At 73.3% G+C, this 25,301-nt stretch carries 17 protein-coding genes; 15 read left to right on the top strand and 2 right to left on the bottom strand.

The window, feature by feature from the left end:
• Positions 1-175: 175 nt before the first annotated feature.
• The 5 genes from uvrB to ACI79U_RS15060 all read left to right on the top strand — a co-directional run bounded on the left by uvrB (position 176) and on the right by ACI79U_RS15060 (position 8,308).
• Positions 176-2,323 (top strand): excinuclease ABC subunit UvrB, encoded by a 2,148-nt coding sequence (uvrB, locus tag ACI79U_RS15080; protein ID WP_457070000.1) that lies wholly within the window; start codon positions 176-178, stop codon positions 2,321-2,323.
• Positions 2,324-2,630: 307 nt separating this feature from the next.
• Positions 2,631-3,761 (top strand): TerC family protein, encoded by a 1,131-nt coding sequence (locus tag ACI79U_RS15075; RefSeq protein WP_457069998.1) that lies wholly within the window; start codon positions 2,631-2,633, stop codon positions 3,759-3,761.
• Positions 3,762-3,877: 116 nt separating this feature from the next.
• Positions 3,878-4,972: a TerC family protein gene (locus ACI79U_RS15070; protein ID WP_457069996.1), complete on the top strand. Its 1,095-nt coding sequence runs from the start codon at positions 3,878-3,880 to the stop codon at positions 4,970-4,972.
• A gap of 496 nt (positions 4,973-5,468) precedes the next feature.
• Entirely contained in the window at positions 5,469-6,071 is a 603-nt protein-coding gene (locus tag ACI79U_RS15065; RefSeq protein ID WP_457069994.1) for a M15 family metallopeptidase, read from the top strand.
• A 134-nt stretch (positions 6,072-6,205) separates the two neighbouring features.
• Positions 6,206-8,308, top strand: coding sequence for a prolyl oligopeptidase family serine peptidase (locus ACI79U_RS15060; RefSeq protein WP_457069992.1), 2,103 nt, complete (start codon positions 6,206-6,208; stop codon positions 8,306-8,308).
• Between the two features lie 24 nt (positions 8,309-8,332).
• On the opposite strand, the gene ACI79U_RS15055 is transcribed toward ACI79U_RS15060, so the two are convergent.
• Positions 8,333-9,010 (bottom strand): MBL fold metallo-hydrolase, encoded by a 678-nt coding sequence (locus ACI79U_RS15055; RefSeq protein ID WP_457069990.1) that lies wholly within the window; start codon positions 9,008-9,010, stop codon positions 8,333-8,335.
• Positions 9,011-9,058: 48 nt separating this feature from the next.
• Between ACI79U_RS15055 and ACI79U_RS15050 the strand changes: the two genes are divergently transcribed.
• Positions 9,059-10,534 carry an amidase gene (locus ACI79U_RS15050; protein WP_457069988.1) on the top strand — a complete coding sequence of 492 codons (1,476 nt, stop codon included), beginning with the start codon at positions 9,059-9,061 and terminating at the stop codon, positions 10,532-10,534.
• A 101-nt stretch (positions 10,535-10,635) separates the two neighbouring features.
• Complete coding sequence (uvrA, locus tag ACI79U_RS15045; protein ID WP_457069986.1) at positions 10,636-13,545, top strand: excinuclease ABC subunit UvrA; 2,910 nt, start codon at positions 10,636-10,638, stop codon at positions 13,543-13,545.
• A gap of 47 nt (positions 13,546-13,592) precedes the next feature.
• Here uvrA and ACI79U_RS15040 read toward each other — a convergent pair whose 3' ends face one another.
• Positions 13,593-14,837, bottom strand: a complete 1,245-nt coding sequence (locus ACI79U_RS15040) for a cytochrome P450 (protein ID WP_457069984.1) — start codon at positions 14,835-14,837, stop codon at positions 13,593-13,595.
• Positions 14,838-14,971: 134 nt separating this feature from the next.
• Here ACI79U_RS15040 and uvrC point away from each other — a divergent pair, with 134 nt between their 5' ends.
• From uvrC to ACI79U_RS15000, 8 genes are all read left to right on the top strand, one after another.
• The gene (uvrC, locus tag ACI79U_RS15035; protein WP_457069982.1) at positions 14,972-17,038 is read left to right on the top strand and encodes an excinuclease ABC subunit UvrC; all 2,067 of its coding nucleotides are present in this window, start codon (positions 14,972-14,974) and stop codon (positions 17,036-17,038) included.
• Positions 17,035-17,973 (top strand): RNase adapter RapZ, encoded by a 939-nt coding sequence (gene rapZ, locus ACI79U_RS15030; protein ID WP_457069980.1) that lies wholly within the window; start codon positions 17,035-17,037, stop codon positions 17,971-17,973. Before uvrC ends, rapZ begins: the two co-directional genes overlap by 4 nt.
• Entirely contained in the window at positions 17,973-18,935 is a 963-nt protein-coding gene (locus ACI79U_RS15025) for a gluconeogenesis factor YvcK family protein (RefSeq protein WP_457069978.1), read from the top strand. The genes rapZ and ACI79U_RS15025 overlap by 1 nt, the downstream gene beginning before the upstream one ends.
• A gap of 87 nt (positions 18,936-19,022) precedes the next feature.
• A complete protein-coding gene (gene whiA / locus ACI79U_RS15020; protein WP_457069976.1) occupies positions 19,023-20,048 on the top strand; it encodes a DNA-binding protein WhiA in 1,026 nt (341 codons plus the stop codon).
• A 268-nt stretch (positions 20,049-20,316) separates the two neighbouring features.
• Positions 20,317-21,324: a type I glyceraldehyde-3-phosphate dehydrogenase gene (gene gap, locus ACI79U_RS15015; protein WP_457069974.1), complete on the top strand. Its 1,008-nt coding sequence runs from the start codon at positions 20,317-20,319 to the stop codon at positions 21,322-21,324.
• 2 nt (positions 21,325-21,326) lie between these two features.
• Positions 21,327-22,520, top strand: coding sequence for a phosphoglycerate kinase (locus ACI79U_RS15010; RefSeq protein ID WP_457069972.1), 1,194 nt, complete (start codon positions 21,327-21,329; stop codon positions 22,518-22,520).
• Between the two features lie 9 nt (positions 22,521-22,529).
• On the top strand, positions 22,530-23,357 hold the full coding sequence (gene tpiA / locus ACI79U_RS15005; RefSeq protein WP_457069970.1) for a triose-phosphate isomerase: 828 nt from the start codon (positions 22,530-22,532) through the stop codon (positions 23,355-23,357).
• A gap of 40 nt (positions 23,358-23,397) precedes the next feature.
• Positions 23,398-25,167 carry an ABC transporter substrate-binding protein gene (locus ACI79U_RS15000; RefSeq protein ID WP_457069968.1) on the top strand — a complete coding sequence of 590 codons (1,770 nt, stop codon included), beginning with the start codon at positions 23,398-23,400 and terminating at the stop codon, positions 25,165-25,167.
• Positions 25,168-25,301 lie beyond the last annotated feature (134 nt).

Genomic DNA, 25,301 nt, shown 5'->3' with positions numbered 1-25,301 from the left:
CCGATCACACCTGTCGCCTCCACCACAGCCGTGCGGTGGGTGGGACACGTCGTCGAGGTGTTCCAGGCAGGTCACCCCGCAGTCTGCCCCTCGGCGGTGCGCGGCGATCATGGCGTCCACCGGCCCGGGCGGCCGTGCGGACCGTTCTGTCACACCGCCGTCGTACCGTCGTCCCGTGCGCACGAACACCGATCTCCGCCCGACCCGGGGGCAGTTCCGCGTCGTCAGCGAGTACCAGCCCGCGGGCGACCAGCCGGCGGCGATCAAGGCCCTCGCCGAGCGGGTGAACGCGGGGGAGACCGACACCGTCCTGCTCGGCGCCACCGGCACCGGCAAGTCGGCCACGACCGCCTGGCTGGTCGAGCAGGTCCAGCGCCCCACCCTGGTGATGGCGCCGAACAAGACCCTCGCGGCCCAGCTGGCCAACGAGTTCCGCGAGCTGCTGCCCGACGCGGCGGTCGAGTACTTCGTCTCGTACTACGACTACTACCAGCCCGAGGCGTACGTCCCGCAGACGGACACGTACATCGAGAAGGACTCCTCGATCAACGAGGAGGTGGAGCGGCTGCGCCACTCGGCGACGAACAGCCTGCTCACCCGGCGCGACGTCATCGTCGTGTCGACCGTGTCCTGCATCTACGGCCTGGGCACGCCGCAGGAGTACGTCGAGCGGGCGCTCAAGGTGAAGGTGGGCGACCAGCGCTCCCAGGAGGAGCTGCTGCGCACCCTGGTCACCGAGCAGTACACCCGCAACGACCTCGCCTTCAGCCGGGGCACCTTCCGGGTGCGCGGCGACACGATCGAGATCTTCCCGGTCTACGAGGAGCTCGCCTGCCGGATCGAGATGTTCGGTGACGAGATCGAGCGGCTGTACTACCTGCACCCGCTCACCGGCGAGGTGGTCCGCGAGGTCGACGAGCTGTTCGTCTTCCCGGCCACGCACTACGTCGCCGGCCCGGAGCGCATGGAGCGGGCGATCGGCACCATCGAGGCCGAGCTGGAGCAGCGGCTGGCCGAGCTCGACCGGCAGGGGAAGCTGCTGGAGTCCCAGCGGCTGCGCATGCGCACCACCTACGACATCGAGATGATGCGGCAGGTCGGGTTCTGCTCCGGCATCGAGAACTACTCCCGGCACATCGACGGGCGCGCCCCCGGCAGCGCCGGCGCCTGCCTCATCGACTACTTCCCGGACGACTTCCTCCTGGTCATCGACGAGTCGCACGTCACCGTGCCGCAGATCGGCGGCATGTACGAGGGCGACATGAGCCGCAAGCGCACCCTGGTCGAGCACGGCTTCCGGCTGCCCTCGGCGATGGACAACCGACCGCTGAAGTGGGAGGAGTTCACCGACCGCATCAAGCAGAGCGTCTACCTGTCCGCGACGCCGGGGAAGTACGAGCTGGGCCGGGTCCAGGGTGACGTCGTCGAGCAGGTCATCCGCCCCACCGGCCTGATCGACCCCGAGGTCGTGGTGAAGCCCACCAAGGGCCAGATCGACGACCTGGTGCACGAGATCCGGCTGCGCACCGAGAAGGACGAGCGGGTCCTGGTCACCACGCTGACCAAGAAGATGTCCGAGGACCTCACCGACTACCTGCTCGAGCTGGGCATCAAGGTCCGGTACCTGCACTCCGAGGTCGACACCCTGCGCCGGGTCGAGCTGCTGCGCGAGCTGCGGCAGGGCGAGTACGACGTGCTGGTCGGCATCAACCTGCTGCGCGAGGGCCTCGACCTGCCCGAGGTGTCGCTGGTGGCGATCCTCGACGCCGACAAGGAGGGCTTCCTCCGGTCGGGCACCTCGCTGATCCAGACGATCGGCCGGGCGGCGCGCAACGTCTCCGGTCAGGTGCACATGTACGCCGACAAGATCACCCCGTCGATGGCGCAGGCCATCGACGAGACCAACCGGCGCCGCGAGAAGCAGATCGCCTACAACACCGAGCGCGGCATCGACCCGCAGCCGCTGCGCAAGAAGATCGTCGACATCCTCGACGGCATCTACCGGGCGGCGGAGGACACCGAGGGTCTGACGGGCGGGGCCGCCACCGAGCTGCTCGGCGGGTCGGGCCGGCAGCAGTCGCGTGGCAAGGCGCCGGTGCCCGGGCTGTCGTCGAAGAGCAAGGCCGGATCGACCAAGGGCAAGGCCGGGTCGATCGACGTGCAGGGCCTGCCGCGCAACGAGCTCGCGGACATGATCACGCAGATGAACGACCAGATGCTCGCCGCCGCCCGGGAGCTCCAGTTCGAGGTCGCCGCGCGGCTGCGCGACGAGCTGACCGAGCTCAAGAAGGAGCTGCGCCAGCTCGACGCCGCGCACGCCTAGCTCTACCGACACCCAGCGGGCCCGGGCACCTGGTGGGTCCGCACCGGCCGCCGCAGAATTCGGCGCCGGCGCCGGGAACTCCGCGGGCGGGCTGTACGTTGGGGCCACGGACTCGCACTGCGGGCGATCGAGGTGGCAGTGCAGCCACTGTCGGCGGTGATCGGGTCCGACGTGGAGGGGAGTATCCCTGCGCGACAGTGGTCGTCAACACGGGTCACCCGACCCCGGCGCTGTCGGTCGGCCCGGTTCCCGGGGCGGCGGGAGAGACCTCCGGTACTGACTGCTGCCAGTGAACCGGAGGAATCCGTTGGACGTCCCACTCTGGGTCTGGGCGATCACCGTCGCCGCCATCATCGGGATGCTGGTGTTCGACTTCGTCGGACACGTCCGCACCCCGCACGCCCCCACGCTCAAGGAGTCGGCCACCTGGTCGGCGGTCTACGTGGGCATCGCGCTCGTCTTCGGCCTGCTGGTCCTGTGGTTCGCCGGCGGCACCTACGGCGGTGAGTACTTCGCCGGGTGGGTCACCGAGAAGAGCCTCTCGGTCGACAACCTCTTCGTCTTCGTGCTGATCATGGCCAGCTTCGCCGTGCCCCGGGAGCTGCAGCAGAAGGTGCTGCTGTTCGGCATCGCCTTCGCCCTGGTGCTGCGGACGCTGTTCATCTTCGTCGGCGCCGCGGCGATCGAGAACTTCAGCTTCGTCTTCTACATCTTCGGCGGTTTCCTCATCTGGACCGCGATCGCGCAGGCCCGCAGCGGTGGGCACGACGAGGACGAGGAGTTCAAGGAGAACGCCGTCCTGCGGCTGACCCGCAAGGTGCTGCCGACGACGCAGGAGTACCACTCCGACCGGCTCACCGCGAAGATCGACGGCAAGCGCTTCATCACCCCGCTGGCCATCGCGCTGATCGCCATCGGCAGCGCCGACATCCTCTTCGCCGTCGACTCCATCCCGGCGATCTTCGGGCTCACGCAGGAGACCTACCTGGTCTTCACCGCCAACGCCTTCGCCCTGCTGGGGCTGCGGCAGCTGTTCTTCCTGCTCGACGGCCTGCTCGACAAGCTGGTGTACCTCGCCTACGGCCTCGCGGTGATCCTGGGCTTCATCGGCATCAAGCTGGTCATCCACGCGCTGCACGAGAACGAGCTGCCGTTCATCAACGGCGGCGAGCACGTCACCGCCATCCCGGAGATCCCGACCTGGCTGTCGCTGGTGGTCATCCTGGTCACCCTGGTGGTCACCACGGTGGCCAGCCTGCGCAAGAACAAGCAGGACGAGGCCCGCCGGGCCGCGCGCACCGGCCCGGGCGACCCGGGTGCCGACCGGACCGGCCGGAACATCGGCGCACCGGGCGACCCCGAGCGGGCCTCCGCGGACGGCCTGCCGGAGCCCCGGCAGGCGGCGGTCACCAAGCGCGACGGGTCCGACGAGGGCTGAGATGCTCCCTGCCCGCCGGCGGCCTCTGGCCGGCCGGCGGGCAGGTCGGCGGGACACCGGCTCCTGACCGAGGCACGCCGGGTGGTTGGTGCAACCTACTTGTAGAGTTCCGGTACGTGGAGCTCCCCGTCTGGTTCGAGATCTCGACGTTCGTGGGGCTCACCGTCCTGCTGCTCGCCGACCTCGCGATCGTCGCCCGTCGTCCGCACGAGCCCTCCGTGAAGGAGGCGACCGCCTGGGTCAGCTTCTACGTGGGGCTGGCGCTGCTGTTCGGTCTGCTGCTGCTCGCCGTCACCGACGGGGCGTTCGCCACCGAGTTCTACGCGGGCTGGCTGACCGAGTACTCGCTGTCGGTCGACAACCTCTTCGTCTTCGTGATCATCATGGCCCGCTTCCAGGTGCCCCGGAAGCTGCAGCAAGAGGTCCTGATGGTCGGGATCATCATCGCGCTGGTGCTGCGCGGGATCTTCATCCTGGCCGGCGCCGCCCTGATCGAGCAGTTCATCTGGGTCTTCTACCTGTTCGGCGCCTTCCTGGTCTGGACCGCGATCAACCTGGTCCGGCACCGCGACGAGGACGAGGACTACGAGGAGAACGCCCTCATCCGCCGGATGCGGAAGGTCCTCCCGATGACCGCGGAGTACCACGGCAGCAAGATCCGGGTCGAGCACGGCGGCAAGAAGCTGTGGACGCCGATGATCGTGGTCTTCCTCGCGCTGGGCACCACCGACCTGCTGTTCGCGCTGGACAGCATCCCGGCGATCTTCGGCCTCACCCGCGAGGCGTTCATCGTCTTCACCGCGAACGTCTTCGCGCTGATGGGGCTGCGCCAGCTGTACTTCCTGCTCGGCGGCCTGCTCAAGCGCCTGGTCTACCTGTCCCTCGGGCTGGCCGTCATCCTCGCGTTCATCGGGGTGAAGCTGATCCTCGAGGCGCTGCACGAGAACCAGTACCCGTTCGTCGGGGAGCGCGCGCCGTTGGACGCGGTGCCCACCGTGCCCACCTGGCTGTCACTGGTGGTGATCCTCGTGGTCCTGCTGGTGGCCACCGTCGCCAGCCTGCTGAGGACCCGCGGTCAGGCACCCGACGCCGAGGGCACCGCGATCGACCCGGCGAGCACCGACACCGGCGAACCGGGCCGTCCCGGCGCGCTGACCGAGGACGAGCAGCGTGCCCAGGCGATCGCCGGAGAGGAACCCCGGCCGTCCTGATCGGGGTGCGGTCCGGTGCACCCGGGCCGCCGGAGAGGCGCCGCCGGGACGGATGAGGACGGTGCGCCGGCGCTGCAACCACCGGCAGCCCGCGCTCCGTCCACCGTGCATGCACACACCGCACCCCCACGGCCGCACCCGTCACCGGATGCGTGGAGGCCGCCGGACCACGGCGGTCACCCCAGCCCGGCGCCACGGGCCAGAATCCTCGAGCCGGGCGCGCGACCGGATCGGCGCGCTCCTCGCGGGTGCTCTGCTGGGCGCCGGCACGGTGGCGGCGGTGGGGCTGGTGGGGCCGCCACCGGAGGGGGCCGGCGGATCCGGCTCCCCGGGTGCACCGACCCAGGGGGCGGCGCACCCGGAAGTCGAGTCCGCACCCGGGCCGCCGCCGACCCCACCGGTCGCACCGGTGCCGCCCCCCTCGCCCTCTCCACCGCCCGTCCGGTCCCCGCCCGGCAGCAGCCCGCCCGCAGCGGCCCCGGCCCCCGGCTTCGACGTGGCCGCGCACTCCACGACCGATCCGGCGAGCCCCTGGGTGGTGGTGAACAAGCAGCACCCGCTGCGGCCGATGGACCACCGGCCGGCCTCCCTGGCCACCGTGGCCGGCAAGCAGGTCGACGCCCGGATCGCCGGTGACCTCCAGGCGCTGCTGGCGGCGGCCGACGTCGACGGTGTCCCGCTCACCCTGGTCAGTGGTTACCGCTCGTACGGCTACCAGGCGGAGGTGCACCAACGGGTCATCGACGCCCAGGGCGTCACCCACGCCGAGAACGTGTCGGCGCGGGCCGGGCACAGCGAGCACCAGACCGGGCTGGCCGTCGACTTCGGTGGTCGCACCAACCCGGCCTGCGACCTGGCGGACTGCTTCGGCGGCACGCCGGAGGGGCGGTGGCTGGCCGAGCACGCCGCCGGGCACGGCTTCCTGCTGCGCTACACGGCCGCGAACAGCCACCTCACCGGCTACTCCGGCGAGGCCTGGCACTTCCGGTGGGTGGGCGTCGACCTGGTGACCGAGATGGCCACCCGGCAGGTCGGCACGCTGGAGGAGTTCTTCGGCATCAGCGGTGGGCCGGTGTACGCCCCGACGACCGCACGGTGAAGCCCGCCGGCCGCGACCAGCTCGCCGTCCCGCCGGCCGAGATCCCCCGTCGTGTCCTGCCGGCGCCCTGGGACCTCACCCGTTAGCGGGGCTCACCATCTGGCCGGCGAGGAGCCTCGGCTAGCGTCGCGACCATGCGGCCGACCGACCTCTCCCTGCTGCGCGTCCCGGGTGTGCCCGCGGTCTCCCCGGACGGGCGGACCGCGGTCGTCGCCGTGACCCGGCTGGACCTGGACGCCGACGAGTACCGCAGCCAGCTCTGGACCGTGCCCACCGACGGCTCGGCCCCGGCCCGCCCGCTCACCGCCGGTCACCGCGACAACGCTCCCGCATTCTCCCCGGACGGCCGCTGGCTGGCCTACCTGGCCGCCGAGCCGAAGGGCGCGCCGCAGCTGCACCTGCTGCCGACCGCAGGGGGCGCGTCCCGGAGGCTGACCGACCACCACCTCGGCGCCGGGGTCCCGGTCTGGTCACCGGACTCCCGGCGGCTGGCCTACACCGCGCGGGTGCCCCAGGCCGGGCGGTACGGGACCGACGAGGACGTCGTCCCGGCGGCCGAGGCGCCCCGGCTGATCACCACGCTGAAGTACCGCAGCGACGACGTCGGCTTCACCACCGACCGGCGGCGCCACGTGTTCGTCGTCGACCTCCCCGGCGACGCCGACGACACCGCCGCTCCGCTGCCGGAGCCGGTCCAGGTGACCGGCGGCGACCACGACGACGCCGACGTCGCCTGGAGCCCGGACGGCACGCTGCTCGCCTTCGTCTCCGCCCGCCACGAGCGGGCCGATGCCGACCTGGTCAGCGACGTCTTCGTGGTGCGCCCCGACGGATCCGGGCTGCGTCGGGTCACGCAGGGCCGCTCGGCCTGTGCCCACCCGGCCTGGGACCCGTCGGGGGAGACGATCTGGCTCACCGCGCAGCCCGACCTGGGCGACACCGGCCGGGACTTCGTCGGCCGCAACACGACGCTGTGCCGGGTGCCCGCCGGCGGTGGCCCGGTCACCCCGGTGCTGGACCCGGAGACCACCGACCGGGGCGACGAGACCCCGGCGACGGTCGTCACCGCCGAGGGAGTGCTCGTCGGGGTGCAGCGCCGCGGCGCGGTCGAGCTGCTGCGGGTGCCGCTGACCGGTGGGGAGCCCGAGGCGCTGATCGACGGGCCGTACGCGGTGCAGGGGATCGGGGCCGGCGGGGGAGTCGTCGTCGCCACCGTCGCGCACGACCGGTCCGCCGGTGAGCTGATCGCGCTCACCCCCGGACGGCGCCGGCTGCTGACCTCCTTCGGTGCGCAGCTGCAGGCGACCGGCCGGCTGCACCGGATGCGCGAACGGACCGCCACCGCGCCCGACGGGTACCCGGTGCACGGCTGGCTGACCACCCCACCCGGTCCCGGGCCGCACCCGGTGCTGCTCACCGTGCACGGCGGGCCGTTCAGCCAGTACGGCTGGACGCTGTTCGACGAGACCCAGGCCTACGTCGAGGCGGGCTACGCGGTGCTCATGTGCAACCCGCGCGGGTCGTCCGGCTACGGCCAGGAGCACGGCCGGGTGGTCAAGGAGCAGTTGGGCGGGCTGGACGCCGACGACGTGCTGGCCTTCCTCGACGACGCGCTGACCGACCCGCAGCTGGACGCCTCCCGCGTCGGTCTGATGGGCGGCTCCTACGGCGGGTTCATGACCACCCTGCTGCTGGGCCGCACCGACCGGTTCGTGGCCGGGATCAGCGAGCGGGCGTTCAACGACCCGGTCAGCTTCGTCGGCTCCTCCGACATCGGGTTCTTCTTCGCCGACGAGTACGTCGGCACCGACCCGGCCCGCGTCGCCGCCCAGTCGCCGCTGGCCTCCGCGCACCGGATCACCACGCCGACGCTGGTGATCCACTCCGAGGAGGACTGGCGCTGCCCGCTGGAGCAGGGCACCCGGCTCTACGTCGAGCTCAAGCGCCGCGGCGTGCCCACCGAGCTGCTGCTGTTCCCGGGCGAGGGTCACGAGCTGTCCCGCTCCGGCCGGCCGAGGCACCGGCTGGCCCGGCTCGAGCACGTGCTGCGCTGGTGGGCCCGCTGGCTGCCGACGCCCGGCAACCGGGCGGGCGCCGCCGAGCTGCCGGCCGGTGCGGACCGGTCCGCGGGGCCGGTCGAGGGGCCCGTCGAGGGCGCGGTCGAGGACGCGGCCGTCGACGGCGAGGCAGGGGGCCGGCGGGACGACACCCTCTCGGTGCCGGCCACCCGCCTCTGACCGGTCCGGTCGGCAGCGGTCCCGTCACCAGCCGCGGTCGCGCCACTCCGCGAGGTGGGGGCGTTCGGCGCCCAGTGTCGTGTCGGCGCCGTGCCCGGGGTACACCCAGGTCTCGTCGGGCAGCACGCCGAACAGCCGGGCCTCGACGTCGTCGAGCAGGCTGGTGAACCGGACGGGGTCCTGCTGGGTGTTGCCCACCCCGCCGGGGAAGAGGCTGTCGCCGGTGAAGACGTGGGTGCCGGCGCCGTCGGCGCCCCGCCAGACCAGCGCGATGCTGCCGGGCGTGTGCCCGCGCAGGTGCACGACCTCGAGCACCTGGTCGCCGACGGCGACGGTGTCGCCGTGCTCGACCGGCCGGGTGACCGGCACCGGCAGGTCGGCGGCGTCGGCCGGGTGTGCGACCGTCTCGGCGCCGGTGGCCCGGACGACCTGGGGGAGCGCGCGGTGGTGGTCCCAGTGGCCGTGGGTGGTGACCACCGTGCGGAGGTCGGCGGCGTCGATCAGGTCCAGCAGCGCGCCGGGCTCGGCCGCGGCGTCGATCAGCAGCGCCTGGCCGGTGCCCGGCCCGGTGCCGCTGTCGGTGATCAGGTAGGCGTTGTTCGCCATCTCGCTGACCGCGAGCTTGCGGATGGTCAGACCGGGCAGCTCGCGGACGTCGGCCGGTCCGCCGACCCGCACCTCGCCGGTGTAGCTGTCGTTCATCCCGCTCCGATCTGAGAACTGTCGGTGGCCCCGGTTAGGTTCGACCGCATGGACGCTAGTGCTGCAGGTGCCGCGCCCGCAGGTCCGGCACCGGGATCCGGGGCATTTGATGCCGGCGCATCCGGAGCCGGGGGAGCGGGCCCGGTCGTCGGGCTGTCCGCCACCGAGCTGGCCGCCCGCGTCCGGTCCGGTGAGCTGACCGCCGTCGAGGTGGTCCGGGCCCACCTGGCCCACCTGGCCGCGGTGGAGGCGCGGATCGGCGCCTTCCGGCTGGTCCGGGCCGAGGCGGTGCTGGCCGAGGCCGCCGCGGTCGACGCCTCGCCCGACCGTGCCCGGCTGCCGCTGGCCGGCGTCCCGGTCGCGGTGAAGGACAACGTGGCCGTGGCGGGGGAGGTGGCCACCGACGGGTCCGCCGCGCACACCCCGTCCCCGGCCGCCACCGACGACCCGGTCGTCGCGCGGCTGCGCGCCGCCGGCGCGGTGGTCGTCGGGATCACCCGGGCGCCCGAGCTCTGCGTCTACTCGGCCACCGACGGCCCGGGCACCGTCACCCGCAACCCCTGGGACACCGCGTGGTCCGCCGCCGGGTCCTCGGGTGGCAGCGCCGCGGCCGTCGCGGCGGGCGTGGTGCCGTTGGCCCACGGCAACGACGGGATGGGGTCCCTGCGGCTGCCGGCGGCCGCCTGCGGGCTGGTCACGCTGAAACCCGGCACGGGCGTCGTGCCCGGTCCGGTCGGGGCGAACAGCTGGTACGGCATGGCCGAGCACGGCGTGCTGGCCACCACGGTCGCCGACCTCGCCGCCGGCACCGCCGTCCTCGCCGGCACGCCGCTGGCCGAGCCACCGGCGCCCGCCGCGCCGCTGCGGATCGCGGTCTCCACCCGGTCCCCGGTCCCCGGGGTGCGGCTCGACGCCGCGGGCCGGGCGGCGCTGGACGGCGTCGTCGCCGAGCTGCGGGCCGCCGGGCACACCGTCGTCCACCGCGATCCACCGATCACCCCGACGGCGGCGGCCGGGGTCGTCGCCCGCTGGCTGGCCGGTCCGGTCACCGACGCCGACGCCCTCGGGATCGACCAGCGCGCGCTCGAGCCCCGGCACCGGGTGCACACCCGGCTGGGCCGGCTGGTGCAGCGCGCCCACCTGCTCCGCCCCGGGGCGCTGGCCGCCTTCCGGGCCCGGATGGCCGACTTCTTCACCGACGTCGACGTGCTGCTCACCCCGGTGGTCAGCGGCCCGCCGCTGCCCGCCCGCCCCTGGCACGAACGCGGCTTCCTGGCCAACGCGACCGCCAACGCGCGGTGGGCGCCGTGGACCTCCGCCTGGAACGGCGCCGGTCTGCCGGCGCTGGTGCTGCCCGCCGGCCCCGGGCGGTCCGGGCTGCCCACCTCGGTCCAGCTGGTCGGACCGGCCGGGAGCGAGACGCGACTACTCTGGCTGGCCGGAGAGCTCGAGCGCCGGCTGCCCTGGCGCCGGCACGCGCCCGTGTTCGACCCCCACCCCCGGTCCGGCGTCCCCGCCGGCTGACCGGCCTGCTCGGGAGACCCAGCCGACACCGCGGCGGGGAAGCCCGCCCGCCGGCACCGGCGTTCCACCCGGCACGAACCACTGCGACCGACAGGGATCACATGGACCGGCTCGTCGTCCGCGGCGCCCGCGAGCACAACCTCAAGAACGTCGACCTCGACCTGCCCCGCGACGCGATGATCGTGTTCACGGGGCTCTCCGGCTCGGGCAAGTCCAGCCTGGCCTTCGACACCATCTTCGCCGAGGGCCAGCGCCGCTACGTCGAGTCGCTGTCGGCGTACGCCCGCCAGTTCCTCGGCCAGATGGACAAGCCGGACGTCGACTTCATCGAGGGGTTGTCCCCGGCGGTGTCGATCGACCAGAAGTCGACCAACCGCAACCCCCGGTCGACCGTCGGCACGATCACCGAGGTCTACGACTACCTGCGCCTGCTCTACGCCCGCGCCGGCCAGCCGCACTGCCCCAACTGCGGCAAGCCGATCAGCCGGCAGACCCCGCAGCAGATCGTCGACCAGGTGCTGGCGATGGAGGAGGGCACCCGGTTCCAGGTGCTCGCCCCGGTGGTGCGCGCCCGTAAGGGTGAGTACGTCGACCTGTTCAGCTCGCTGCAGACCCAGGGCTTCTCCCGGGTCCGGGTCGACGGCACCGTGCACCAGCTGACCGAGCCGCCCACGCTCAAGAAGCAGGAGAAGCACACCATCGAGGTGATCGTCGACCGGCTCACCGTCAAGGAGAGCGCCAAGCGGCGGCTCACCGACTCGGTGGAGACCGCGCTCGGGCTGGCCGGCGGCCTCGTCCTGCTCGACTTCGTCGACCTGCCCGAGGGCGACCCGGCCCGCGAGCGCACCTTCTCCGAGCACCTGGCCTGCATCGACGACGGCCTGTCCTTCGAGGCGCTCGAGCCCCGGTCGTTCTCCTTCAACTCGCCGTTCGGCGCCTGCCCGGAGTGCACCGGCATCGGCACCCGCAAGGAGGTCGACCCCGACCTCGTGGTGCCCGACGCGACCAAGAGCCTCGAGGAGGGGGCGATCGCGCCGTGGGCCGGCTCGATGAGCAAGGAGTACTTCCAGCGGCTGCTGTCCGGGCTGGCCGACATGCTCGGCTTCTCCATGACGACGCCGTGGGAGCGGCTGCCCGCCAAGGTGCAGAAGGCGGTGCTGCACGGGTCCCCGGACCAGGTGCACGTCCGCTACCAGAACCGCTACGGCCGTGAGCGCAGCTACTACGCCGCCTTCGAGGGCGTGCTGCCCTTCCTCGAGCGCCGGCACGAGGACACCGACAGCGAGTTCATGAAGGACAAGTACGAGGGCTACATGCGGGACGTGCCGTGTCCCATCTGCCACGGCACCCGGCTCAAGCCGGAGATCCTCGCGGTCAAGCTCAACGACCGGTCGATCGCCGAGGTGACCGGACTGTCCATCGGTGACGCATCGGAGTGGCTCGGTGCCCTGGAGCTCGGCGAGCGGGAGAAGGTCATCGCCGACCGGGTGCTCCGCGAGATCCAGGCCCGGCTGTCCTTCCTCGTCGACGTCGGCCTCGACTACCTCTCCCTCGACCGGCCGGCCGCCACCCTGGCCGGTGGTGAGGCGCAGCGGATCCGGCTGGCCACCCAGATCGGCTCCGGGCTGGTCGGCGTCCTCTACGTGCTGGACGAGCCCTCCATCGGGCTGCACCAGCGCGACAACGTCCGGCTGATCGAGACCCTGGTCCGGCTGCGCGACATGGGCAACACGCTGATCGTCGTCGAGCACGACGAGGACACGATCAAGCAGGCCGACTGGATCGTCGACATCGGCCCGGGCGCCGGCGAGCACGGTGGCGAGGTCGTGGTCAGCGGCACCCTCGACGACCTGCTCACCAGCGAGCGGTCGATCACCGGGCAGTACCTGTCCGGCCGCCGGGAGATCACCATCCCGAAGGACCGGCGGGTGCCCACCCCGGGCCGCGAGCTGGTCGTCAAGGGCGCGCGGGAGAACACCCTGCGCGGGATCGACGTCGCCTTCCCGCTGGGCTGCCTGGTCGCCGTCACCGGCGTCTCCGGCTCGGGCAAGTCCAGCCTGGTCAACGACATCCTCTACACCACGTTGGCCAACGAGCTGAACCGCGCGCGGCTGGTCCCCGGCCGGCATCGCACCATCACCGGCCTGGACCAGCTGGACAAGGTCGTCGGTGTCGACCAGTCGCCGATCGGCCGCACCCCGCGGTCGAACCCGGCCACCTACACCGGCGTCTGGGACCACATCCGCAAGCTGTTCGCCAGCACGTCGGAGGCGAAGGTCCGCGGCTACCAGCCCGGCCGGTTCTCCTTCAACGTCAAGGGCGGCCGCTGCGAGGCCTGCTCCGGCGACGGCACGCTGAAGATCGAGATGAACTTCCTGCCCGACGTCTACGTGCCCTGCGAGGTCTGCAAGGGAGCCCGGTTCAACCGGGAGACCCTCGAGGTGCACTACAAGGGCAAGACGGTCGCCGAGGTCCTGGACATGCCGATCTCGGAGGCCGCCGAGTTCTTCGAGGCGATCCCCGCGATCGCCCGCTACATGCGCACCCTCACCGACGTCGGCCTGGGCTACATCCGGCTCGGCCAGCCGGCCACCACCCTCTCCGGTGGTGAGGCGCAGCGGGTCAAGCTCGCCAGCGAGCTGCAGAAGCGGTCCAACGGCCGCACCATCTACGTCCTCGACGAGCCGACCACCGGCCTGCACTTCGAGGACATCCGCAAGCTCCTGCTGGTGCTGCAGGGCCTGGTCGACAAGGGCAACTCGGTCATCGTCATCGAGCACAACCTCGACGTGATCAAGAGCGCCGACTGGCTCATCGACATGGGTCCGGAGGGCGGCTTCCGGGGCGGGTCCATCGTCGCCGAGGGCTCGCCGGAGGTCGTCGCCACGGTGCCGGAGAGCCACACCGGCCGGTTCCTCGCCGAGATCCTCGACCCCGCGGCCGTCGCCGCGGCCGCCGCGCCGAAGCAGGCCGCCGCGCCGAAGAAGCGGGTGCGTACGAAGGCCGGCTGACCGCCCGGGCGTCCGGCCGTCCCGAGGGGGCGGCCGGACGCCGCGGCTCAGCCGGCGGGGCGCACGTCGTGCACCACGAACCCGTCCCGCGGCAGTGCCGGCAGCTGGGAGAGGCTGACGCTCAGGTCCTGGACCCCGACCCGGTAGGTCATCGACCGGGTCAGCAGCCGCACCGCCTCGGCCATCAGCAGCCGGGTCATCGGTTCACCCGGGCAGCGGTGGTCGTCCCGGTGGTCCCCGCCGCCCTGCGGGACCAGGGTGTACGGGTCGCCCGCCCAGCCACGGAACCGCTCGGGCCGGAAGCTCTCCGGGGCCGGCCACAGCCGTTCGTCGTGGTTCGTGCCGTACAGGTCCAGCAGCACCCGGAGCCCCACCGGGAAGTGCTCGCCGGACCAGTCGAACGGCCGGTGGACCCGGCCGGCGATCACCGGGAAGAACGGGTGGAACCGGCGCACCTCGTCGACGAAGCCGAGCAGGTCGTCCTCCTCGCCGGCGGCGAACCGCTCCCGCCACCCCGGGTGGTGCAGCAGCGAGAGCGCCGAGAACACCACGTACCGGCTCACCGCCACGATCGGCCGCAGGACGTTGAGCAGCTCGACCCCCGCGACGGGCAGCGGCAGCAGCTCACCGGCGGGGTCCCGGTGCCCCGCGATCACCGCCAGCGCGCTGCCCTCGGGTGGCTGCAGCGACCCGGACCGCACCCGTGCGACCAGCCCCCGGGCCCACAGCTCGCTGCGGTTCCGCAGGGTGCGCGCCCACCAGTTGCGCGGGCCGATCGCCCCGGCCTGGTCGACCATCGCCGCCAGCTCCCGGGTGCGCAGCCGGACGTCGCGCCCGCTCATCGGGATCCCGGCCCAGCCGGTCGCCGTCCGGGTGAGGACCTCGTTCACCGCCGGGTGCAGCACCACCCGGCCGGCCCGCTGCCAGCGCGGCACCGCGCGCCGCCACTCCTCGGCGAACCGCTCGGTGACCGCCTCCGTGCCCGTGCCCTGCAGCACCCGGAGGAACATGTCCTTGCGGTGCCGGTGCGCGTCTCCTTCCAGTGACTGCACGCTGCCCTCGTCCTGCAGCAGGTGCAGGATCGACGCCGGGAACGCCCCGGCGCGGTCGAACCGCCCACCGCTGTAGAAGAGCCGGGCCGCCTCCGCGCCCCGCAGGCACACCGCCGGCTGCAGCAGCAACCGGGTGCGGAAGGCATCGGTGCCCAGCCGGTCGCAGCGCCGTGAGACGAACGCGTAGCCCTCGCGGAGCAGCGCCAGGGTGCTGTCAGGGGTCATCAGGGTGGGGATCACCGGGTGGTCTCCTCCGGGCGGGTCACGAACCGCCGCCCGTCGGCTCCGGGCCTCCCCATCCTCACCGCTGGGGCGTGGCCGCGGCCACCGGTCCGGCCCACGAGGCTGTCGGGGCGCCGACATAACCTGGGGGCATGCCCGACCCGTCCACGTACCGACCGGCGGTCGGCTCCATCCCGGAGGACCCGGGCGTCTACAAGTTCCGCGACCCGGCCGGCCGGGTCATCTACGTCGGCAAGGCCAAGAGCCTCCGACAGCGGCTGAACAGCTACTTCGCCGACGTCTGGGGCCTGCACCCGCGCACCCGGCAGATGGTCACCACCGCCGCCAGCGTGGAGTGGACCGTCGTCGGCACCGAGGTCGAGGCGCTCCAGCTCGAGTACAACTGGATCAAGGAGTTCGACCCGCGGTTCAACGTCCGGTACCGCGACGACAAGAGCTACCCCAGCCTCGCCGTCACGCTGAACGAGGAGTACCCGCGACTGCAGGTGATGCGCGGGCCCAAGCGCAAGGGCGTCCGCTACTTCGGGCCCTACGCGCACGCCTGGGCCATCCGCGAGACGCTCGACACGCTGACCCGGGTCTTCCCGGCCCGCACCTGCTCCAACGGCGTCTTCAAGCGGGCGAGCCAGATCGGCCGGCCCTGCCTGCTGGGTTACATCGGCAAGTGCGCCGCGCCGTGCGTCGGTCGGGTCAGCCCGGAGGAGCACCGGGAGATCGTCGACGACTTCTGCGACTTCATGGGCGGCCGCACCGACCAGATCACCCGCCGGTTCGAGCGGGAGATGGCCGAGGCGGCCGAGGCGATGGAGTACGAGAAGGCCGCCCGGCTGCGCGACGACCTGGGGGCGCTGCGGCGGGCGCTGGAGAAGCAGGCCGTCGTCCTCGGTGACGGCACCGACGCCGACGTCGTCGCCTTCGCCCAGGACGAGCTGGAGGCCGCCGTCCAGGTCTTCCACGTCCGCGGCGGCCGGGTCCGCGGCCAGCGCGGCTGGATCGTCGACAAGGTCGAGGACGTCAGCACCGGGCAGCTCGTCGAGCAGTTCCTGCTCCAGGTCTACGGCGGCGTCGACGAGCAGACCGGCGTCGGCGAGGTCGGCGAGGCGGTGCCCCGGGAGGTCCTGGTCCCCGAGCTGCCCGACGACGCCGAGGTCTACGCCGAGCTGCTCAGCGAGCTGCGCGGCTCCCGGGTCTCCCTGCGGGTGCCCCAGCGCGGTGACAAGCGCAGCCTGATGGAGACCGTCGAGCGCAACGCCAAGGAGTCCTTCGCCCGGCACCGGGTCAAGCGGGCCAGCGACCTCACCGCGCGTTCCCTGGCGCTCTCGGAGATCCAGGAGGCGCTCGACCTCCCCGACGCCCCGCTGCGGATCGAGTGCATCGACATCTCGCACGTCCAGGGCACCAACGTGGTGGCCAGCATGGTCGTGTTCGAGGACGGGTTGGCGAAGAAGGCCGACTACCGGCGCTTCTCCGTGGCGCAGGGCACCGACGACACCGCAGCGATGGCCGAGGTCGTGCGGCGGCGGTTCGCCAGGCACCTGAAGGACGAGGCCGACCGCCGGGACGAGCAGGGCGTCGCCGCGGAGGAGGGCCGTCCCCGGCGGTTCGCCTACCCGCCGAACCTGCTGGTCGTCGACGGTGGCGCCCCGCAGGTGGCCGCGGCCAGCCGGTCCCTGGCCGAGCTGGGCATCGTCGACGTCGCGGTGTGCGGACTGGCCAAGCGGATGGAGGAGGTCTGGCTGCCCGACGACCCCGACCCGGTCATCCTCCCGCGCACCTCCGAGGCGCTCTACCTGCTCCAACGGGTGCGCGACGAGGCCCACCGGTTCGCGATCACCTACCACCGGCAGCGACGATCCACGACGATGCTGGTCTCCCTCCTCGACGACGTGCCGGGGCTGGGCGACACCCGGCGAAAGGCACTGATGAAGCAGTTCGGGTCCCTCAAGCGGCTGCGGGCCGCCACCGTCGAGGAGCTGACGGCGGTGCCCGGCATCGGCCGGCGCACCGCCGAGGCGGTCCTCGCCGCGGTCACCGAGCCGACGGCGGCGGGCGCCGCCGCGGCGGCGGACCCCGAGCCGGAGGTGGAGTCGGGGCCGGCGCCGGAGCCGGTCGCCGGCGCGGATGCCGGCGGGACGGCGGAGGTGGGCCGGGTGCGGCCGGCCGCCGGAGCAGGGGTCGAGACCGGGACGGAGGCATGAGCACCGCCGACCGGAGCGCCCCCGCGGGCCCGCAGAGCGACGTCCCGCCCTCGGCCGACGGGGCCAGCACCGAGGTCGCACCGCTGGACGTCGTCGTGGTCACCGGGCTGTCCGGGGCGGGGAAGAACAGCGCCGGGCGGGTGCTGGAGGACCTGGGCTTTTTCGTCGTCGACAACCTGCCGCCGGCCCTGCTCAAGCCGATGGTGGAGCTCGGTGCCCGCGGTGACCTGCGCCGGTTCGCGGCCGTCGTCGACGTGCGCAGCCGGGCGTTCTCCAGCGACCTGCAGGAGGCGATCCGGCTGCTGGCCGACGCCGGCCACCGCCCCCGGGTCGTCTACGTGCACGCCCGCGACGAGGTGCTGATCCGGCGCTACGAGTCGGTGCGCCGCGAGCACCCGCTGCAGGGCAGCGGCCGGCTCATCGACGGCATCGAGGCCGAGCGCGAGCTGCTCACCGGCATCGCCGGCGAGGCCGACCTCTGGGTCGACACGAGCGACCTGAACGTGCACCAGCTGCGCGACACCCTGGAGGCCTCGTTCGTCGAGGGCGGCGCCCCGCCGGAGGTGGTGGCCACCGTGCTCAGCTTCGGCTTCAAGTACGGCCTGCCGCTGGACGCCGACCTCGTCGTCGACGCCCGGTTCCTGCCCAACCCGCACTGGGTGCCCGAGCTGCGGCCCCGGACGGGGCAGGACCCCCAGGTGCGCGACTACGTGCTCGCCCAGGACCACGCGGGGGAGTTCATCGACGGCTACATGCGGGTGCTGGACCTGCTGCTGCCCGGGTACCGGCGCGAGGGCAAGCGCTACCTGACCCTCGCGGTCGGCTGCACCGGTGGCAAGCACCGCAGCGTCGCGATCGCCGAGGAGTTCGCCCGCCGGCTCACCGCCCTCGGTGTGACCGCCAGCGCCCGGCACCGCGACCTGGGGCGCGAGTAGTGGTCGCACCCGGCGGAGCGCCGCTCCGCGTCGTCGCGCTCGGCGGCGGGCACGGTCTCGCCGCGTCGCTGGCCGCCTGGCGGCGGCTGACCGCCGACCTCACCGCGGTGGTCACCGTCGCCGACGACGGGGGCTCCTCGGGCCGGATCCGCCGGGAGATGCCGGTGCTGCCCCCCGGCGACCTGCGGATGGCGCTCGCGGCGCTCGCCGGGCACGACGGGCGCGGCCAGCAGGTGGCCGAGCTGCTGCAGCACCGCCTCGGCGGCAACGGGGTGCTCGCCGGCCACCCGGTGGGCAACCTCATGCTCACCGGGCTCACCGAGATGCACGGCGGTGACACCGTGCGCGCCCTGGGCGTGCTGGAGCAGTTGCTGGGCGTGCAGGGCCGGGTGCTCCCGATGGCCGCGGTCCCGCTGGACCTGGTGGCCACCGTGGCGAGTACCGACCCCGACGACCCGCAGGAGACCCGCCGCATCCGCGGCCAGGTCGCCATCGCCTCCACCCCGGGGCGGGTGCAGGACATCCGGGTCTCACCGGCCGACCCGCCGGTGCCCGAGGAGACGCTGGCGGCGATCGCGCACGCCGACGTGGTGTGCCTGGGACCCGGTTCCTGGTACACCTCCGTGCTGCCGCACCTGCTCGTGCCCCGGTTGCGGGCGGCGCTGGCGGCCAGCCCCGCGCGGGTGGTCGTCGTGCTGAACCTGGAGCCGCAACCGGGTGAGACGGACGGGTTCTCACCGCAGGAGCACCTCGCCGTGCTCCAGGCACATTTGGGAGGCGTGTCGTTGCACACGGTGATCGCAGATGCGGCTGCAGTTGTTGACCGGCGTGGTCTGCTGTCTGCTGTGCAGGGATGCGGTGCAGAACTGGTGCTGGCACCGGTGGCCGCGTCCGACGGAACACCACAGCACGACCCCGCGCGGCTCGCCGCGGCACTGGCCTCCGTGGTCGGCGCCCGGTGAGCGGTCAGCGGGGAGTCGGGCGCCGGGGCACCGGTGGCCGACCAGCAGACCTGGGGGAGAGGGAACACCGCTGATGGCGATGACGGGATGCTCGAGGACCGGTCGCTCCGTGCGGGCACGGGGGTGGACGACGTGGCGATGACGGCGATGGTGAAGGACGAGCTCTCCCGCGTGGAGTGCACCAGGACGTCCGAGCGCAAGGCCGAGGTGACCGCGCTGCTGCGCTTCTCCGGCGGCCTGCACATCGTGGGCGGCCGGGTGGTGATCGAGGCGGAGCTGGACACCGGCTCGGTCGCCCGCCGCCTGCGGCGCGACATCAGCGAGGTCTACGGCTACACGAGCGGGGTGAGCGTGCTCGCCGGCGGCAACATCCGCCGCGGCGTGCGCTACCTCGTGCGGATCGCCAAGCACGGTGAGGGCCTGGCGCGGCAGACCGGCCTGGTCGACCAGCGGGGCCGGCCGGTCCGGGGGCTGCCGCCCTCGGTCGTCTCCGGTGGCATCGGTGACGCCGAGGCCGCCTGGCGCGGTGCCTTCCTGGCGCACGGCTCGCTGACCGAGCCGGGGCGGTCCTCCTCGCTGGAGGTCACCTGCCCGGGTCCGGAGGCCGCCATGGCGCTGGTCGGCGCGGCCCGCCGGCTCGGCATCGCGGCCAAGGCCCGCGAGGTCCGCGGCACCGACCGGGTGGTGGTCCGCGACGGCGACGCCATCGGGGCGCTGCTCACCCGGATGGGCGCCCACGACGCGGTGCTGGCCTGGGAGGAGCGGCGGATGCGCCGCGAGGTCCGGGCCACCGCCAACCGGCTGGCCAACTTCGACGACGCAAACCTGCGCCGTTCCGCCCGCGCCGCGGTCGCCGCCAGCGCCCGGGTCGAGCGGGCGCTGGAGATCCTCGGCGACGATGCGCCCGAGCACCTGCTGGTCGCCGGACGGCTGCGCCTGGAGTTCGGTCAGGCCTCGCTGGAGGAGCTCGGCCAGCGCGCCGACCCGCCGATGACCAAGGACGCCGTTGCCGGGCGCATACGGCGTCTGCTGGCGATGGCCGACAAGCGCGCCAAGGACCTCGGCATCCCGGACACGGAATCCGTCGTCACCGACGACATGCTGGCCCAGTAGTTGAAGGACCCCCCTGCCCCCGAGCTCGCAGCGGGGCCCTGCAGGGGGGCCGTTCCAGAACGCTGTGAGACGTCAGCGACGTCTTCCTGACCTGGTCGGGAAGACGTCGCTGACGTGTTGCGGGGTGCACCGCCCGGTCCCACCGGGGCGTCGGGCGCGCCGTGGCAGGCCGATAGGGTGTGCGCGGAATGTGGCCGCGCGCACGCGCGGCCGACGGTGCCGCTGGGCCGACCGGTCCGGCTGGGCAACACGGTCTGGGAGGTCCGCAGTGACGGTACGGGTCGGGATCAACGGGTTCGGCCGAATCGGTCGCAACTTCTATCGGGCAGCTGCCGCCAGCGGTCAGGACATCGAGATCGTCGCGGTCAACGACCTGACCACGAACGAGGCGCTGGCCCACCTGCTGAAGTACGACAGCATCCTGGGCAAGCTCGCCGAGGACGTCACGGTCGTCGACGGGGGCATCAAGGTCGGCGAGAAGACCATCAAGGTGCTGGCCGAGCGCGACCCGGCGAACCTGCCCTGGGGCGAGCTGGGCGTCGACGTGGTCGTCGAGTCCACCGGCTTCTTCACCAAGGCCGACGACGCGCGCAAGCACGTCGACGCCGGTGGGGCCAAGAAGGTCGTCATCTCGGCGCCGGCCACCGGCGACGACCTGACCATCGTGATGGGCGTCAACCACGAGCAGTACGACGGCTCGCAGACGATCATCAGCAACGCGTCCTGCACGACGAACTGCCTGGCCCCGCTGGCCAAGGTGCTCAACGACGCCTTCGGCATCGAGCGTGGCCTGATGACCACGATCCACGCCTACACCGCCGACCAGAACCTGCAGGACGGGCCGCACAAGGACCTCCGTCGTGCCCGCGCCGCGGCGCTGAACATCGTCCCGACCTCCACCGGCGCGGCCAAGGCCATCGGCCTGGTGCTCCCGGAGCTCAAGGGCAAGCTCGACGGCTACGCGCTGCGCGTGCCGGTGCCGACCGGCTCGGCGACCGACCTAACCGTCACGCTGTCCCGCGAGGTCACCGTCGAGGAGGTCGACGAGGCCTACAAGGCGGCCGCCGCCGGCCCGCTGGCGCCGTACCTGGTCTACACCGACGCGCCGATCGTCTCCTCCGACATCGTCACCGACCCGGCGTCGTGCATCTACGACTCGGGGCTGACCAAGGTCTTCGGCAACCAGGTCAAGGTCGTCGGCTGGTACGACAACGAGTGGGGCTACTCCAACCGGCTGGTCGACTCCGTCGTCCTGGTCGGCAGCAAGCTCTCCTGACGATGCGTTCCGTCGACGAACTCATCGCCGGCGGGGTGTCGGGTCGGCGCGTGCTGCTGCGCGCCGACCTGAACGTCCCGTTGGACAAGAACACCCGCGCCATCACCGACGACGGCCGGATCCGGGCCAGCCTGCCGACGATCACCGCGCTCCGCGAGGCCGGTGCCCGGGTCGTCGTCGCGGCGCACCTGGGCCGCCCCAAGGGTGCGCCGGATCCGCAGTACTCCCTCGCCCCGGTGGCCGCGCGGCTCGGCGAGCTGCTCGGCACCCCGGTGCCGCTGGCGGCCGACGTGGCCGGCCCGGACGCCACGGCCAAGGCCGAGGCGCTCGCCGACGGCGACGTCCTCATGCTGGAGAACGTCCGCTTCGAGGCGGCCGAGACCAGCAAGGACGACGCCGTCCGCGGCGAGCTCGCCGACCGGCTGGCCGGGCTGGCCGAGCTGTACGTCGACGACGCGTTCGGCGCGGTGCACCGCAAGCACGCCTCGGTGTTCGACGTCGCCGAGCGGCTGCCGCACGCGGCCGGGCGGCTCGTCGCCCGCGAGCTCGAGGTGCTCACCCGGCTCACCGAGAACCCCGAGCGGCCCTACGTGGTCGTCCTCGGCGGCTCGAAGGTCAGCGACAAGCTGGGCGTGATCGAGGCGCTGCTGCCGAAGGTCGACCGGCTGCTCATCGGCGGGGGGATGACCTACACGTTCCTCGCCGCCCAGGGGCACGAGGTCGGCACGTCGCTGCTGGAGGCCGACCAGGTCGACAGCTGCCGGCGGCTGCTGGCCGAGGCGGGCGACCGCATCGTGCTGCCGGTCGACGTCGTCTGCACCCCGGAGTTCAACGCCGAGGCGCCGACCACCGTGGTGCCGGCCACCGGGATCCCGGCCGACCAGATGAGCCTGGACATCGGCCCGGAGAGCGTGCAGCTCTTCGCCGAGGCCCTGGCCGGCGCGCACACCGTGTTCTGGAACGGGCCGATGGGCGTCTTCGAGCTCGCGCCCTTCCAGGGCGGCACCCGGGGCGTGGCCCAGGCGGTCGGCGCGATCGACGGGCTCTCCGTCGTCGGTGGCGGCGACTCCGCCGCCTCGGTCCGTCAGCTGGGTCTCGACGAGGCGGCCTACGGGCACATCAGCACCGGCGGCGGCGCGTCGCTGGAGTACCTCGAGGGCCGGGAGCTTCCCGGCCTCGCGGTGCTGGCGGACTGAGGCCGCGGGATGGCACGCACGAAGAGCACGCCGGCGCCCCGGGAGGGGCGCCGCCCGCTCATCGCCGGCAACTGGAAGATGCACCTGACGCACCTGGAGGCCATCGGCCTGGTGCAGAAGCTGGCCTTCTCGCTGAAGGAGAAGCAGCTCGAGGCGGCCGAGGTGGTGGTGGTCCCGCCCTTCACCGCGCTGCGCAGCGTCCAGACGCTGGTGGCCGGCGACAAGCTGGAGATCGGCTACGGCGCGCAGGACCTCTCGGCGCACGACTCGGGGGCCTACACCGGTGAGGTGAGCGGGGCGATGCTCGCCGCGCTGGCCTGCCGGTACGTGCTGGTCGGCCACTCCGAGCGGCGCACGCTGCACGGGGAGGACGACGCGGTGGCCGCGGCCAAGGTCCAGGCCGCGCTGCGGCACGGGCTGGCGCCGATCCTGTGCGTGGGGGAGGGCCTCGACGTCCGCCGGGCCGGCACCCACGTGGCGCACTGCACCGCCCAGCTCGACGCGGCCCTGGCCGGTCTCTCCGCCGAGCAGGTCGTCGGCGCCGAGGGGCCGGGCATCGTGATCGCCTACGAGCCGGTGTGGGCCATCGGCACCGGCGAGGTCGCCACCCCGGATGACGCGCAGGAGGTGTGTGCGGCGTTGCGGGCGCGGCTCGCCGAGCGATTCGGCGCGGAGACGGGCGCTGCCGTCCGTATCCTCTACGGCGGATCGGTGAAGGCCGGCAACACGGCCGGCATCCTCGCCGGGCCGGACGTCGACGGAGCGCTCGTCGGCGGTGCCAGCCTGGACGCTGACGAGTTCGCATCGATCTGCCGACACGCCGCCGACGGGAGCTGACCGCCGCCGGCACCGACCCGGGCGGAGCAGCACCACGGTGATGCACAGCAATGATCGACGGCCGGTCCGTCGTCGCACCCGCGAGGGCGCGGCGCGGCCGGCCGTCGTGCTGGCGGCCCTGCTCGTCCTCGCGGTCCTCAGCGGCTGCGGCACGGGCAACACCGGCGTGGCCGCGGTGCCCACCCAGACCGGTGAGGCGAACAGCGGCGTCGCCGGGGTGCGGAGCCCCTCGGACGAGCCCGGCGGCACGCTGCGCGTGGTGGCCGGGGAGATCGACAGCCTGGACCCGCAGCGGTCCTACGTGCCCGGTGTGTGGAACCTGATGCGGCTCTACACCCGCACCCTGGTCACCTACTCCACCGAGCCCGGCAGCACCGACGAGCTGGTGCCCGACCTCGCGACCGATCTCGGCACCACCCCGGACGGCGGCCACACCTGGACGTTCACCCTGCGGGAGGGCGTGCGGTTCGAGACCGGCCGGCCGATCACCGCGCGTGACGTCGAGTACGGCATCGAGCGGTCCTTCGCCTCCGACGTCGTGGTCGGTGGACCGACCTACGTCGTCGACCTGCTCGACGACCGGTCCAACCCCTACGCGGGGCCCTACCAGGACGAGACCCCCGAGCGGCTGGGGCTGCCGTCGGTCACCACGCCGGACGACCGGACGATCGTCTTCACCCTCAGCACCCCCGCGCCGGACTTCCCGTTCGTGCTGGCCCTGCCCTCCAGCAGCCCGGTGCCGGTGGAGAACGACACGGCCGGCAGCTACGGCACGGACCCCATCTCGTCGGGTCCGTACGCGGTGGCCTCCGTCGATGCCCAGACCGGCGTGGTGCTCGAGCGGAACCCGCAGTGGGACCCGGCCACCGACGACGTGCGCACCGCGCTCCCGGACCGCGTGGTGGTGCGCAGCGGGCTGTCCAGCCTCGCCCGCGACCAGGCGCTGCTCGCCGGGTCGGCGGACCTGGACCTGTCGGGCGCGGGTGTGCAGCAGGCCACCGCCACCCGGCTCGAGGACCTCGGCCAGGGCGGCCGGATCGACGACGTCACCACCGGTGCGCTGCGGCTGCTCGCGCTGCCCACCACCGTGGCGCCGATGGACAACGTCGAGTGCCGGGCCGCGGTCGCGGCCGTCGTCGACAGGCACGCCGTGCAGAAGGCACTGGGCGGGGCGGGCAACGTGGTGCGCACCTCGACGCTGTGGCCGCGCGCGCTGGACGGCGGCCCGGACGACCAGGATGCGGAACCGGATCCGTCCCTGGCGCGGGAGAAGCTCGCCTCCTGCGGTCACCCGGACGGCTTCAGCACGGTCTTCGCGGTACCGGACGTGCCGACCATCGTGGAGATGGCCGGCGTGGTCGCCGAGCAGCTCGCCGAGGTGGGCATCCGGGCGGAGGTCCGTCCGCTCGACCCGGCCACCTACTACGCCACCGACGTCGGCAACCGGGACGCGGTCACCGCCGGGGGCTACGGCATGGTGCTGGCCACCTGGACCGCGGACTTCCCCACGCCGACGTCCTTCCTCGTGCCGCTGGTCGACGGGCGGTCGCTGCGGCCGGTGGGCAACACGAACTACGCGCGCCTCGACGACCCGCAGGTCAACGGGCTGGTCGACGCGGCGCGGGCGGCGGCGGAGCCGGCGGTCGCGGCCGACGCGTGGCGGCAGGTGGTGCGCGCGGTCGGCGAGACCTACACGTACGTGCCGCTGGCGGAGAACCGCGTGCAGTTGCTGGCCGGGCAGCGGCTGCGCAACGGCCTGGTCATGCAGCCCTACGGTGGTTACGACGTCGCCACCGCCGGCGTGCGCTGACCCCGGCGGGGGGGGGGGGGGGGGGGGGGGGGGGGGGGGGGGGGGGGGGGGGGGGGGGGGGGGGGGGGGGGGGGGGGGGGGGGGGGGGGGGGGGGGGGGGGGGGGGGGGGCGGGGGGGGGGGGGGGGGGGGGGG

Source organism: Modestobacter sp. SYSU DS0904, from assembly GCF_054051115.1.
The sequence above is the reverse complement of the archived record's forward strand: the minus strand, read 5'-3'. Positions and strand labels throughout refer to the sequence as shown.